Annotated in this window: 12 protein-coding genes; 11 read left to right on the plus strand and 1 reads right to left on the minus strand. The window is 43.6% G+C overall.

What is annotated here, in order from left to right:
- Positions 1-145: 145 nt before the first annotated feature.
- The 6 genes from ACPW7J_RS07255 to ACPW7J_RS07280 all read left to right on the plus strand — a co-directional run bounded on the left by ACPW7J_RS07255 (position 146) and on the right by ACPW7J_RS07280 (position 7,027).
- Positions 146-1,552: an AbgT family transporter gene (locus tag ACPW7J_RS07255; protein ID WP_161873197.1), complete on the plus strand. Its 1,407-nt coding sequence runs from the start codon at positions 146-148 to the stop codon at positions 1,550-1,552.
- A gap of 72 nt (positions 1,553-1,624) precedes the next feature.
- Positions 1,625-2,797, plus strand: coding sequence for a M20 family metallopeptidase (locus tag ACPW7J_RS07260; RefSeq protein WP_161873196.1), 1,173 nt, complete (start codon positions 1,625-1,627; stop codon positions 2,795-2,797).
- A 2-nt stretch (positions 2,798-2,799) separates the two neighbouring features.
- Positions 2,800-3,045: a hypothetical protein gene (locus ACPW7J_RS07265; RefSeq protein WP_161873195.1), complete on the plus strand. Its 246-nt coding sequence runs from the start codon at positions 2,800-2,802 to the stop codon at positions 3,043-3,045.
- Positions 3,046-3,216: 171 nt separating this feature from the next.
- Positions 3,217-4,140, plus strand: coding sequence for an EamA family transporter RarD (gene rarD, locus ACPW7J_RS07270; RefSeq protein ID WP_425754833.1), 924 nt, complete (start codon positions 3,217-3,219; stop codon positions 4,138-4,140).
- The gene (locus ACPW7J_RS07275) at positions 4,137-6,137 is read left to right on the plus strand and encodes an MBL fold metallo-hydrolase (RefSeq protein ID WP_425754834.1); all 2,001 of its coding nucleotides are present in this window, start codon (positions 4,137-4,139) and stop codon (positions 6,135-6,137) included. The genes rarD and ACPW7J_RS07275 overlap by 4 nt, the downstream gene beginning before the upstream one ends.
- Positions 6,134-7,027 carry an alpha/beta hydrolase family protein gene (locus tag ACPW7J_RS07280; RefSeq protein ID WP_425754835.1) on the plus strand — a complete coding sequence of 298 codons (894 nt, stop codon included), beginning with the start codon at positions 6,134-6,136 and terminating at the stop codon, positions 7,025-7,027. Before ACPW7J_RS07275 ends, ACPW7J_RS07280 begins: the two co-directional genes overlap by 4 nt.
- Positions 7,028-7,076: 49 nt before the next feature.
- Here ACPW7J_RS07280 and ACPW7J_RS07285 read toward each other — a convergent pair whose 3' ends face one another.
- Positions 7,077-8,081, minus strand: a complete 1,005-nt coding sequence (locus ACPW7J_RS07285; protein ID WP_425754836.1) for a hypothetical protein — start codon at positions 8,079-8,081, stop codon at positions 7,077-7,079.
- A gap of 106 nt (positions 8,082-8,187) precedes the next feature.
- Here ACPW7J_RS07285 and ACPW7J_RS07290 point away from each other — a divergent pair, with 106 nt between their 5' ends.
- The 5 genes from ACPW7J_RS07290 (at position 8,188) to dnaG (ending at position 13,000) form a co-directional block, all read left to right on the plus strand.
- Positions 8,188-8,421 (plus strand): hypothetical protein, encoded by a 234-nt coding sequence (locus tag ACPW7J_RS07290; RefSeq protein WP_161873190.1) that lies wholly within the window; start codon positions 8,188-8,190, stop codon positions 8,419-8,421.
- Between the two features lie 16 nt (positions 8,422-8,437).
- Positions 8,438-9,700 (plus strand): M16 family metallopeptidase, encoded by a 1,263-nt coding sequence (locus tag ACPW7J_RS07295; RefSeq protein ID WP_425754837.1) that lies wholly within the window; start codon positions 8,438-8,440, stop codon positions 9,698-9,700.
- Positions 9,697-10,143, plus strand: a complete 447-nt coding sequence (dut, locus tag ACPW7J_RS07300; protein ID WP_161873188.1) for a dUTP diphosphatase — start codon at positions 9,697-9,699, stop codon at positions 10,141-10,143. The genes ACPW7J_RS07295 and dut overlap by 4 nt, the downstream gene beginning before the upstream one ends.
- Before the next feature lie 2 nt (positions 10,144-10,145).
- Entirely contained in the window at positions 10,146-11,153 is a 1,008-nt protein-coding gene (locus ACPW7J_RS07305) for a deoxyguanosinetriphosphate triphosphohydrolase (RefSeq protein ID WP_161873187.1), read from the plus strand.
- A gap of 89 nt (positions 11,154-11,242) precedes the next feature.
- Entirely contained in the window at positions 11,243-13,000 is a 1,758-nt protein-coding gene (dnaG, locus tag ACPW7J_RS07310) for a DNA primase (protein WP_161873186.1), read from the plus strand.
- The last annotated feature ends 13 nt before the right edge of the window (positions 13,001-13,013 follow it).

Below are 13,013 nucleotides of genomic sequence, written 5' to 3' on the forward strand. Positions count from 1 at the left end.
AGAAAAGTAATATAAATGTAAATGTGAAAAAATTATCTCGAAAGTGTTGAAAAGCTATATGTTGTGTGATAAGATTGTGAAGTAGAGTTTCCAATAGTGGACTCAATCTATATTTATTCATTTTAATTTATAAGGAGGCAATTTTATGGAAAAGAAAAAGAAATTTGCTGTGCCTCACGTTTATATCCTGCTGTTAGGAATCATTTTGATTTGCAGTGTATTAACTTACATTGTACCGGCAGGTACGTATGACATGGAGACGATCACGATGTCAAACGGGGCTGAACGTGAAGTTGTTAATTCAGAGTCCTTCCACAATGTGGATCCAACTCCGGTTACGCTTCTGCAGTTTTTAACGGCTGTACCTAGAGGCTTGCAGGAATCTGCACAGATCATCTTCTTCATCTTCATCGTTGGAGGAACGATGACAGTGGTGCAGGAGACAAGAGCAATTGAGGCTGGCATGGGACGGTTGATCAAGGCTTTGAAAAACAAATCTATCGTTATTATTCCAATTGTTATGCTGCTGTTTTCCATCTGCGGTTCTGTTTTCGGTATGGCAGAGGAAACGATTCCTTTTATTCCGATTTTCGTTTCGCTATGTGTGGCCATGGGCTATGACTCGATGACAGGAGCTGCTATCGTATTTTGCGGCGCAGGCGCTGGATTTGCCGGTGCGTTTATCAATCCGTTTACTCTGCAGGTTGCGCAGGGAATAGCAGGACTTCCGCCGCTTTCCGCTATGGGATTCAGAATTGTAATGTACGTAGCGTTTGTTCTTCTGGCAATTGCATTTGTAATGCGTTACGCATTGAAGATCAAGAAGAATCCGGAACTGTCATCTATGCATGAATTCGATAAGACCAGAGAAGATACTGTAGATTTGGAGGATCTTCCTGCTTTTGGCGGCAAGGAAAAAGCGATTCTGTTGGTGTTCGTAGCCGCTATTATTATTCTGGTCGTATGTGTTATTAAATTAGGCTGGTACATGGATGAAATCGCGGCGCTGTTCCTGGGGATGTCATTCATCGTAGCTATTATCGCGAGAATGGGATTCAATAACTATGCTACCGTATTAGGCAGAGGCATGGCTGATATCGCATCCGGCGCGCTGGTTGTAGGTTTTGCAAGAGGTATTCTGGTCGTTATGACTGACGGACAGATTCTTCACACAATTCTCCACGCTGCGGCGGAAGGTCTGTCAAAGCTTCCGTCAATGGTATCTGCCGTAGGTATGTATATCTTCCAGTGTCTGTTAAACTTCCTGGTTCCGTCAGGCTCCGGACAGGCGGCTGTATCTATTCCTATCATGGCTCCTCTGGGAGATTTGGTTGGCGTTTCAAGACAGACTGCTTGTATCGCGTTCCAGTTAGGTGATGGTATTTCCAACATCTTTACACCGACCTCCGGATACTTTATGGCAGGTCTTGCTATTGCAAAGGTTCCTTGGGCAAAATGGGCGAAGTGGATTTTGCCGTTAATCGGATTACAGTATCTCCTGGGCGCGATCTTTGTAGTCGTTGCACAGGCTATGAACTTAGGACCATTCTAAAACTGGCATATCTAAATTACAGAAATGGCATATTGCTTGCGATATGCCATTTTTTTCAAAGGAGATGATAGGATGCAATACAATCAATTAAAGGATGAGATCTTTGCTGCAATTGAAAAGCATCGGGAGGAAATGATTGATCTTAACAATTGGATAGCAGATCACCCGGAGGTTTCAGGTGAGGAATATGAAACTTCTAAGAGGCTGGTAGAAACTCTGCGGGATCACGGCTATGATGTGGAATATCCTTTTGATGGAATGGAAACTGCGTTTAGAGGAATCTACGGAGCGAATGATCATAAATATAAGATCGCAATTCTGACAGAATATGATGCATTGCCTGAGATCGGTCATGCTTGCGGGCATTGTCTTTCCGGCGCTATCAGCGTATTAGCCGGACTAGCGACGAAAGATCTGCAGGATGTGTTAAACGCTGATATTCACGTGGTAGGTACACCGGTGGAGGAAACGGCAGGAGCAAAATGTCAGATGGTGAAGGACGGCGTTTTTGATGCGTATGATATGGCTATTATGGTGCATCTCTATAATTCTAATCTGCTGGCTCCGAAATTACAATGTCTGGCATGCAATATGTATACCTTTCATGGAAAGGCAGCGCACGCGTCTGCAGCGCCGTGGGACGGCGTTAACGCTTACAATGCCGCGCAGCTGATGTTTCATGGCATCGATATGATGCGCCAGCATACGCATCAGGACGCGCAGTTCCATGGGATTATTCAGCATGGCGGTGAAGCGCCGGGGATTGTCCCGGAAAGAGTAGATGCGGAGGTTTGGACCAGAGCGTTGAATCGGGATTATCTGATGAAGCTTCTGGATTGGGTTGCTGATTGCGCGCAGGCTGGCGCTCTTGCGACACATGCTACATGGGAGGTGCATCCGACTTCTGAAATTTATTTTGATATGAAACCGAATGCTACCGGGGTCGCGGCTCTTGAAGAAATTTACAGCGAATTAGGTATTGAGGTCAATGGCGACCCGGACAAGCTTTTCGGATCTTCTGACGCGGGTAATGTTAGTTACGCATGTCCGGCGTTTCATCCCTGCCTTCAGGTGACTGATTTTGATACGCCGATTCACACAAGAGGATTCGCGGAAGCTATGAAGTCAGATCGGGCATATCAGGCGCTTGTGGATGGCGCGAAGATTATAGGCCTGCAAATCGCGAAGATATTCAGCGAGGATGAAAAGGTTCAGGCTATGAAAGCTGACTTTGCAGGTAATTGATTATGAGATGGTTTCTGATGTTTTTACCGCCTTTTTTGGCGATTGCCGTATTGGTCACTGCAATCATTAATGGTTTTAATAAACAGGCTTTTTTTGTAGCGGCCGGCATAACCATGGTAATTAATATGTTTGCCATGCATTATCTGACTTTATATGGATTTCTGTGTACTTTGACGATTCCGTTGGCAGGAATTTATGTAGCAATATGTTTGGTTCTTTCTATCAGGGAACGGCGGGATAATAAATAATATATTTTTCTAACGAGAGGGCTGCTTCTATACATCAGGAGCAGCTTTTTGCATAGATTTTCGTGCATTTGCCGCGATTGGAATATTACTTTCTCTTGTCATTTTTCATATCAAATGATAAAATGATATGTTAGTGAAAGAAAAAATTTCAAATTAGGGATGGAAAAATATATGGAAAGAAAGAACTATCGAATCGGGCTAAGCTGTGCCATTGGTTGTGCGGTGGTATGGGGTTTTCTGCCGATTTATTGGAACGCGCTGAAGCCTATCGACTCCGGCGTTATCATATTCTATAGAGTTGCGCTTATGCCGTTGGTTTGTTTTCTTGCCAGTCTATGCAAAGAGCGCAGCTTACGCGCGGTATTTGCGCCGTTGATTGAAAATAAAAAGTTGATGCTGCTTTATTTCGTAGCGGGTATTATTATCACCATTAACTGGAGCATCTATATCTGGGCAGTAAATGCTGGTCATCTGATTCAATGCAGTATGGGTTATTTTTTAGAACCCTTAGTTGTCTGTATCTTTGGCATCGTCGTTTATAAGGAACGAGTTAATGGATGGAAAAAGCTTTCAATGCTGCTGGCTCTCTGCGGACTGTTGGTTATGATCATCGGGTATAAGCAAATCCCTTTGATTGCTGTAGGTTTAGGACTGTCCTTCGCGGTTTACGCCGCGGTAAAGAAAAGTGTAGATTTAAGCCCGCTGCAGTCGTTGCTTTATGAGACCATGTTTTTAGTTCCGGCGGCTCTGGGATTCATACTATATTACGAAACCTCAGGAATGGGAGCATTGGTTACCGGAGGCGGTTTCAAATTTTTCTTGTTGATGTTCGCGGGTATTGCTACAGCAGTACCTATGGGTCTGTTCTCCTTTGCAGCCAATAAACTGCCTTTAATTACGGTAGGCCTTACAGAGTACATATCGCCGTCCATTTCATTGGTTTTAGGCATATTCCTTTTTAGAGAGCCTTTTGACGTTATTCAGTTCAGCGCCTTTGTCGTGATCTGGATAGGACTTGCATTTTTTACTTATGGAGAAGTAATTGATAGCAGAGCTGCTGCGCAGGAAAAAACGATAAAGGGGGAGAATGAATGAAAAAGCTCAATTGCTTTCATGTAGCCGCGCTATATGTGGGCACGCTTATGGGCGCGGGTTTCGCATCCGGCAGAGAAGGCTGGCAGTTTTTCGGTGTGTTCGGCATGAATGGATACATGGGCCTTGCTATTGCTGGCTTTCTGTTTATGACAATAGGCATGATGGTAAGCTATATTGCCAGAACCTTGCATACAGATGACATGGGACGTATTATTGTTTTTGTGGATCATCCAAAGTTGACGGCCGCAATAGGCTATTTCATGGCCGCAATTCTCTATACTATTATTATATCTATGTCAGCAGCAGGAGGGTCTTTTCTGGCTCAGCAGTTTGGATTGCCGCAGGCGGTAGGCGGTATTATCATCGTTGTTTTGGTAATCATTACTGTACTGGGAGATTTTGAACGAATCTCGAAGGTATTCAGGCTCATCGTACCGGCCTTGTTCATTGTGGATATGGCCGTATGCATGATAGTTATCTGCTCTGATATTGAACAGAGCGGTGCAACCAGTGGATTTCCTGCCAGTTCCATGGCGTCTACATGGCTATGGTCATCGATTATCTTTGTTTCATATAACATGCTGGGGATGATTCCTATCGTAGGCGCTTCCTCAGTAAATGCAAAGAGTAAAGGGCATGGAATTTTTGGCGCCGGACTTGGCGGATTTCTTTTGGCGGCGCTGACCTTTATGCTGATTACCGGACTGCGTAAGGATATGGCTTTTTCAAATTCTATGGATCTGCCGATGTTAGCGTATTCCGGCAGGATATCACCTGTAGCGAATCTTATCTTCGGCGTGATTCTGTTCGCCGCGATTTATTCGGCCGCTACTAGTACATATTATGGTTTTTCGACAAAGATAAAAAACGGTCCTAGGAAAAAATACATACTTATTGCAGGCGCAGCCATAGGATTTGTGTGCGGACTGACTGGCTTTAAGACCATCGTGGCGTATCTTTACCCTGTGGAGGGATATATAGGATTGACTATTATGGCGAGCATTATCATTCATTTTTTCAGAGTGCTGCTGCAGAATAAAAAAGGTGAATCTGCACTACAGCAGGAGATACCTTCAGACCAGGAAATTTGCGCTTTGTTTGATGATTACGATCGTTATGCTTTTCCTGATGGCATCCGTAGAGTCACGGCAGGTGCAGGTGGAGAAGCTATCCTGATCTTTGGGCCGGAGAAAACGGCATTGTACGACACCGGTATGGCCTATTGTCATGACGGTTTGGTCGATAATATTAAAGGGTGTCTGTCGGAGTTTGGCCGATCCGGTCTGGACTGTGTTCTTTTGTCGCATACCCATTATGACCATATTGGCGCGTTGCCTTATGTGATTTTGCAGTGGCCTGACGTTCAGGTGTACGGCGCTGCGAAGGCAAGGGAGGTATTTGAAAGTCAGGGCGCAAAGAAAACTATGAAGCGCCTTGGAGAGGAGGCAAGAAATAATTATGCTGAATCTAAAGAGGATATTTTGACCGACCCGATGCGGGTAGATCACGTAGTAAAGGACGGAGATCATATTTCTCTGGGAGGGGATATGTATATCCATGTGCTGGAAACCAAGGGCCATACTGATTGTTCTTTGGCATATGTATTAGAACCGGAAAGCTTGATGTTTACTAGTGAGAGTACAGGCGTCATGCGCTTTCCACCAGAAATTACCACGGCCATTTTGAAGGATTTTCAGGATACTCTAAATGCTGCTGATAAATGTAAAGCGTATGGGGCTAAACAGCTGGTAGTGCCTCATTCAGGCTTACTGCCGGAAGGAGCAACACCGTTTTACTTCGATCTTTATCGAAGATATGCGGAGGAAGAAAGAGATTTTATCCTTCAACTTTATGACCGCGGGTTAAGCCGTGAACAGATTACGATGGAATTTGAAAAACGGTTTTGGTCTGACCGGCGAGGTGAAGATCAACCTAAAGCTGCTTTTCTGGAAAACGCGAAGTATTCGATTAAGCATATTCTGGAAGTGTTCCGATGAAACGAGGAGCTTTGTATACTATAGTTTGCGTCTGCTTATTGAGTATCGCTGTCTTGATCTTAGACGCAGAAGAAACAGAGATTCTCACTGAGGATATTGTCATAGAAAACGACGGCGGATTATATACACGGGCGCAAATCATGATTCCGGCAAATTATCAAGAGAAAAGGCTGCCGCTTGTTTCGTTGAGCCATGGCTTCCGTGGGTCTATGGACAGCGCGGGAGGAAACTATTTGGCAGAGAATCTGGCAAAGAACGGCATAGCGACGATACGTATGGATTTTGCCCGCTGCAGAGATGCTGAAGGACGGATACAGATGAATCAATATACTGTAAATACTATGATCAGCGATCAGATAGATTGTATTGATTATATGGCGGCGCATTACAATATAGATATAGACAGAATCGGCTTGTACGGGAGAAGCCTGGGGGGTCGTGTTGCTATGGCTATGGCCAATGAAGGATATGGAGGATATGATTATCAGGCGTTGGCGCTGGTAGCGCCGGCGGGAAATCAAGACGCTCTGCAGTATTATATGGGTGGACAGAAAAATTGGAACAGGATGAAATCCAAGGCTGAAAGAGATGGAAGCGTTATTCATCAGAAGGTGATTTTGACGCCGGATTTTTTCCTCTCAGTCGAAGATTATATTCCATCACAAACAGCAGGTAAATTTCCTCATCCGGTGTTTGTCATATATAACACAGAGGATTATGTAGTATTACCGGAAACCTCTATAGAATGTGCGGAAAACTATAAGGATGTTCATATTACAAGGATAACGTCAGTGAAGAGCCCTCACGGCTGCGAAATGGGTTTTAAATCGTCTAAAACGAAGGATCAGCTGATTGCGGAAATTACAGCGTTCTTTCTAAAAAATTTATAAATAGGTAAAAGGCCGCTCCTTGTTTCGGGGGCGGCCTTTGCAGTTAAACTTATCTTCTTGGCTGAGGTCGTTTCGGTGGGGTACAATCGCTTTCGCAAGGATCTTCACATACAGGCTCGCATTCACATTCGCATTTGCAGCCGTTTTCGCAGCATTCATTGGAATCACAGTCCTGTATAACGGATGGGAACAGACTAGGGAAGGTGCTGCAAATGGCGTTCTGCTGTAAAGGCGCCTGAACGTATCCAGTAGAAAGAACACATAGCTGTACTGGAACAACAATTTTCTTTTCACAGGTTAGGCAAATAGCTACAATCAGATTTCCGCTTACCTTTCCGTCACAATCAATGGCAAGGTCTCTGCCACAATTGTTAGTCGCTAAGCGAGCTTCGCAGGCCGAATTACAGAATTCTGTAAATCTAGGCATAAAGGCAGCGTCTATGGCTGACGGCATGCAAATTTCAAAGAAGTTGGTCAGTACCATTGGCTGACAAGGCTGTGCGATGTTTACATCTGTACATACAGTGAAGATCACTTCATTGTTGCAGCTGTCGCATAACAGCAAATCCAATTCGATGCAGACGTCACCGGAAACGGAAACACTTTGTGTTCCAAATACCGGAGTACCTTTGCATTTATCATCACAATCGGAAGTTTCTGCGTACATGATTCTTTCTGAATATGTACCGTCAGCTCCAACGACACGCAGTTCATTGCCTTTACCGTCCATGAGGAAGGATGCGCCGGAGATGGCAGTGTCAACATCCAGCGTCAGGTTTCGAGGATCTTCCACATTATCCGGGTTGAAGAATCGTCTGCATCTGATATCAACCACTCTCTTGATTCTGTGTCCTGGCGGAATGCATGGACGGAAGGCCTGATCATTAAAGGTTTTCATACCCTGTAGATTGAATCTGACGGCATCGAAGACCTGCTGTACATAGATAGGCGCTGTGACAACACTGCGCATGTCGCCGTCAAATTCACATAGACAGTTAGCGTTACAGCAGTTTTGATAGACGTCAGTTGTTACTCTATTTCCAAAGCAACTCATATTTTTACCTCCTTGTAGGCTTGATAATCTTTCGTGATTAGTATATGAATCGCGGCCTTTTTGTGTTACAATAGCTTCTATAACAACCAAAACAGGAGGACGATTCATGAAACAGGAAAAAGAAAAAACACAGAAGGAAGGACAGGGAGAAGAACCGTCTAAGTCGGCAAAGATGGTCTGGCTGCTGCTTTTGGTCGTAGTTTTAGCAATCTTTGGCGGAATTGTTTTATTTACAGGATTTCTGGGTAATCAATTTGGAAAGACAGCAGAAAATATCACTTTATCTATTATCGCCGTAATACTTGCGGCGCTGCTGTATTGGTCCAAAAAGAAAGAATAGGAGGCTATTAAAATATATGGTTATTACGAGAAAATTGAACTCAGGCGTTACCATTGTCATGGAGCAGATTCCTTATGTAAAGTCCACTGCTATCGGTATCTGGGTTCGGGCCGGAGCAACAGATGAAGATAGAGAGTATGCAGGTATTTCACATTTTATTGAGCATATGATGTTTAAAGGTACAAAAAACAGAAGCGCGCGGCAAATTGCTGGTGACATCGATAAAATTGGCGGACAGGTTAATGCTTTTACAGGGAAAGAGGCCACGTGCTATTATGTGAAATCAATCAGCAGTAACTATAAGAAGGCGGCTGATGTAATTTGCGATATGTTGGAAAATTCTTTACTGGATCGTCAGGAGATGAATAAGGAACGGCAGGTTATCTGTGAAGAAATTAAAATGACACTGGATACTCCCGACGAGTTGGCGCATGAGACAGTAACATCTTTGTTGTTTAAGGGAACGCCTTTGGGTAAGTCGATCATCGGCACGCCAACCAGTTTGAAACGAATCAGCCGCAACGTAATGGCAGATTACTTAGATAGAGAATATACAAGAGACAGTATGGTCATATCAGTTGCTGGCAGCTTTGATGTCGATGATGTCTGCGCTTACTTTGATCAGAAATTGTTGAACAGACGAGCCTCAAAACCGGCAAAGAAGACCGAAAGTGCGGCGTATACACCTGCCAGTAAGGTTATCGTAAAGGATATTGAACAGTCTCATATTTGTCTTGCTACAAAAGGGTTAGCTATAGATGATCCGCGTTATTTTGCTTTTTCTATACTCAATAATGTAATGGGCGGAAGCATGAGTTCGCGGCTGTTTCAAAATATCCGAGAAGAAAAGGGACTGGCATATTCCGTATATTCCATGGCTGGGGCTTTTAGAGACGACGGTTATTATAGTATCTATGCAGGCGTAAGTCATGATAAGGTAAAGGATGCGATTCGTGCGATTCGTGACGAGCTGGAAGCTTTAGAGCAGAATGGAATTACAGAGGAAGAACTGAATGCATCCAGAGAACAGTTGAAGGCGTCCTATATCTTCGGGCAGGAGAATGTGGCGGGAAGAATGTTCAAAAACGGAAAAAATACGCTTCTTTTGGGACATATTCAGTCTGAGGAAGAAGTGATTAATGGATTTGACGCTGTTACACTTGAAGACATTCGCTCGGTAAGCAAGTTGATTTGCGATCTTACAAAGTACTCAGCTGCGGTGGCAACCAAAGATCGTTTTAATCTTTCCAGAATTATGAAAGGCCGGTCAGAATTATGAGAGACAAATATGATGTAAGGATTAAGGTTATTAGCAAAGCAGGCGCTCTCCCGAAGTACGAAACACCAGGCTCTGCAGGGTTTGACCTATCGGCGTATCTTAGTGAACCTGTAACTTTAAAGTCAGGTGAGAGAGCGCTGATACCTACGGGCATTTATTTGGAAATACCTGAAGGGTATGAAGCGCAGGTCAGAGCCAGAAGCGGTCTTGCCGTAAAATATGGCGTCGGTCTGGTGAACGGCGTGGGCACAATCGATAGTGATTATAGAGGAGAAGTAAAAGTACCTCTGATCAACTGGGGAGAGAAATCATTTGTAGTAGAAAATGGAGACCGTATTGCGCAGGTGGTAATCGCGAAATATGAGCAGGCACAGTTGGAATTGACTGACGCGCTTAGCAGTACCAGCCGTGGCGAAGGCGGATTTGGACATACAGGAGTTTAATTATGTTATACCGTGAGGATTTGGAAAAGAGAGAAGAACTATTGGCTGCAGGCGCGGCTCGTTCCGCCAGATCAAAGGGCAGAAACCTTTATGAGGAGCCTTGTCGCTTCAGAACGGAATACCAGCGCGACAGGGACAGGATTATCCATTCAAAAGCTTTTCGGCGTCTGATGCATAAGACACAGGTCTTTTTATCACCGGAAGGAGACCATTATAGAACTCGCCTTACTCATACGTTGGAAGTGTCTCAGGTGGCCAGGACTATTGCGCGCAGCTTGGGACTTAATGAAGATTTAACCGAAGCGATCGCTATGGGACATGATCTTGGCCATACGCCTTTTGGGCATAACGGAGAAATGATCCTGGATCAGATTTATCCCGGCGGGTTTCATCATAATGAGCAAAGCCTGAGAGTTGTAGAGGTTCTGGAATCGACTTCAAAACGCAGAGGGATGAATCTTACCTTTGAGGTGAAGGACGGCATTCTCAATCATACAGGAAGCTTACCGGCAGCCACCTTAGAAGGACAGATTGTTAAAATTAGCGACCGCATCGCCTATATCAATCATGATATTGACGATGCTATACGAAGCGGCGTCATTGCTATTTCCGATCTGCCGAAGGATGCGATCACCTTATTCGGAGCAGGACACCGGGAACGGATTGATCACATGGTTTCTAATGTAGTTTCCTTTAGCGACGGAAAGGATTTTGTATCCATGGATGAAGAAAACGGGGCCATGCTGCAGTCTTTGCGGAGCTTTATGTTTGAAAATGTATATCGGAGCCAGAAAGTAAAGAAAGAGGAAGATCTGGCAAAGGTAGAGGTAGTTATCAGCTCTCTTTATGACTATTTCCTGAAAAATCCCGAAAAGCTTCCAGAAGACCATAAGCGTATCTGTGAGGAAGATGGAATACATATGGCATGTAAGGATTATATAGCGGGCATGACTGACAGATATGCTTTGAACCTTTATTCCGATCTCTTTGTTCCAAAGGGCTGGAAATAAGTGTGATTGAAAATTTTTTGTAAAAAATAAAGGAAGAAGGGCTTTTTTGTAGAATATAGATTATGAAAGAATAAAATGGGGGATAAAGCATGGGCTTTTCTATTTCTAATTCTACCATAGAGAATCTGAAGAGTCAGATCAACATTGTTGATGTGGTGGGAAGAACCGTGCCGCTGAAGCGAGCCGGAAGCAACCACAAAGGCGTATGCCCGTTTCATAATGAAAAAACACCGTCTTTTGTAGTTTCAGAAGCGAAGCAGATATTTACTTGTTTTGGATGCGGCGCTACCGGCGACGTCATTGAGTATGTGAAACGATACTATAATTTGGAATTTGGAGAAGCAGTAGAGAAACTTGCCGGAGAATATGGAATTACGCTGGAAAGAAAAGGATACAATGATAACAGAGATCTTTATTATCAGGCGAATAAGTTAGCGGCAGGTTTTTTTTACCGTTGCTTTACTGAACGGGCCAATAAAGGCTATGCCTATATGAAACGGCGTGATATTTCACCTGCTACTTTGAAAAGGTTTGGTATCGGTTATGCTGATGAACAATGGGATAGCTTATATCGCTATTTGCAGTCTCAGGGCGTGGATAAAAAAATTATGATAGAATTGGGACTGGTTTCAGAAGGAAAAGGCGGAAAATGCTATGACCGTTTTCGAAACAGAGTAATATTTCCGATTATCAATACTGGCGGAAAAGTGATTGGCTTTGGCGGCCGGGCAATTGATCCGGAAGATAACCCAAAATATTTGAATTCACCTGAGAGCAAAATTTTTCAAAAGAAGAATAATTTATACGGTTTAAATCTTTCCAGACAAAATGTGGGAAAGGAAGGATATATTATCCTGGTAGAGGGTTATATGGACGTTATCGCGTTGTGTCAAAGCGGTGTAGAGAATGTAGCTGCATCGCTGGGAACGGCGTTGACAGAAAATCAGGCGCATCTTATTAAGCGGTATACGCGGGATGTTGTTCTTTCCTATGATGCTGACGGTGCAGGAAGGGCGGCAGCTCTGCGAGGCATGGAAATCCTAAAGAAGGAAGATTGTAAGGTTAAGGTACTCCATGTTACAGATGGCAAAGATCCGGACGAATACATCAAAAAGAATGGGAAAACAGCTTTTCTCAAGCTTGTTGACGGGGCGCTTCCTTATGGTGATTACCGTTTAGAAGCAATGAAATCAGGATTCGACTTAAACCGTGATGAAGATAAAATAGATTATATTAAGAAAGTCACCAAAGAGGTTCTCAGTGAGCTGAGTCCGGTAGAACAGGAAATTTATATAAAAAAGATATCAAAAGAGTTGAAAATCGCAGAAAGTGCGATTAAAATGGAACTTTTAGGCAATGATAGTATCGAAAAGCCTCATTTTGTATCTCGGAGAGAAGAAAATGAAGAATTGCTTCCGTCAAATATCTCACCAGTAGAACGTACGTTGCTGCGAGTAATACTGACGGAAGAATCATATATAGATAAGTTGTCTGGTTTTCCTGAAGTCTTCGAAAGTGATTTTTCTCAGCGGATTTATGAGCTTTTAAAGGAAGAATACAGAAAGAATCATAGAATAGATTTGAACCGGCTTCTGGATGGATTGCCTAAGGAAGACGGGGACATGCTTTCAGAGATCATGGATCATGTTATTGTAGGCGGAAATGAAGAAAAGGTTTTTGACGATTGTATCAGAACCTGGAAACAGGGAAGACTGGCGCAGGAAGAACAACGCTTGATTACATTGCTTTCCTTGGCTGATGAAGAAGATAATCAAGAAAAAATAATGCAATTGACAGAACAATTGATGAAAGTACAGAGAGAACGCAAACAAAATCAAAACCAGTAAGGGGGACATAGAA

The sequence above is a fragment of the Ihubacter sp. rT4E-8 genome (genome assembly GCF_049852125.1).
Taxonomy (GTDB): Bacteria; Bacillota; Clostridia; order Peptostreptococcales; family Anaerovoracaceae; genus Senimuribacter.

Bases quoted from the DNA above. Each gene is read 5' to 3' on its own strand.
- dnaG (WP_161873186.1), top strand. From the start codon at position 11,243: ATGGGCTTTTCTATTTCTAATTCTACCATAGAGAATCTGAAGAGTCAG.
- dut (WP_161873188.1), top strand. From the start codon at position 9,697: ATGAGAGACAAATATGATGTAAGGATTAAGGTTATTAGCAAAGCAGGC.
- ACPW7J_RS07255 (WP_161873197.1), top strand. From the start codon at position 146: ATGGAAAAGAAAAAGAAATTTGCTGTGCCTCACGTTTATATCCTGCTG.
- ACPW7J_RS07285 (WP_425754836.1), bottom strand. From the start codon at position 8,081: ATGAGTTGCTTTGGAAATAGAGTAACAACTGACGTCTATCAAAACTGC.
- ACPW7J_RS07290 (WP_161873190.1), top strand. From the start codon at position 8,188: ATGAAACAGGAAAAAGAAAAAACACAGAAGGAAGGACAGGGAGAAGAA.
- ACPW7J_RS07265 (WP_161873195.1), top strand. From the start codon at position 2,800: ATGAGATGGTTTCTGATGTTTTTACCGCCTTTTTTGGCGATTGCCGTA.
- ACPW7J_RS07280 (WP_425754835.1), top strand. From the start codon at position 6,134: ATGAAACGAGGAGCTTTGTATACTATAGTTTGCGTCTGCTTATTGAGT.
- ACPW7J_RS07275 (WP_425754834.1), top strand. From the start codon at position 4,137: ATGAAAAAGCTCAATTGCTTTCATGTAGCCGCGCTATATGTGGGCACG.
- ACPW7J_RS07305 (WP_161873187.1), top strand. From the start codon at position 10,146: ATGTTATACCGTGAGGATTTGGAAAAGAGAGAAGAACTATTGGCTGCA.
- rarD (WP_425754833.1), top strand. From the start codon at position 3,217: ATGGAAAGAAAGAACTATCGAATCGGGCTAAGCTGTGCCATTGGTTGT.
- ACPW7J_RS07260 (WP_161873196.1), top strand. From the start codon at position 1,625: ATGCAATACAATCAATTAAAGGATGAGATCTTTGCTGCAATTGAAAAG.
- ACPW7J_RS07295 (WP_425754837.1), top strand. From the start codon at position 8,438: ATGGTTATTACGAGAAAATTGAACTCAGGCGTTACCATTGTCATGGAG.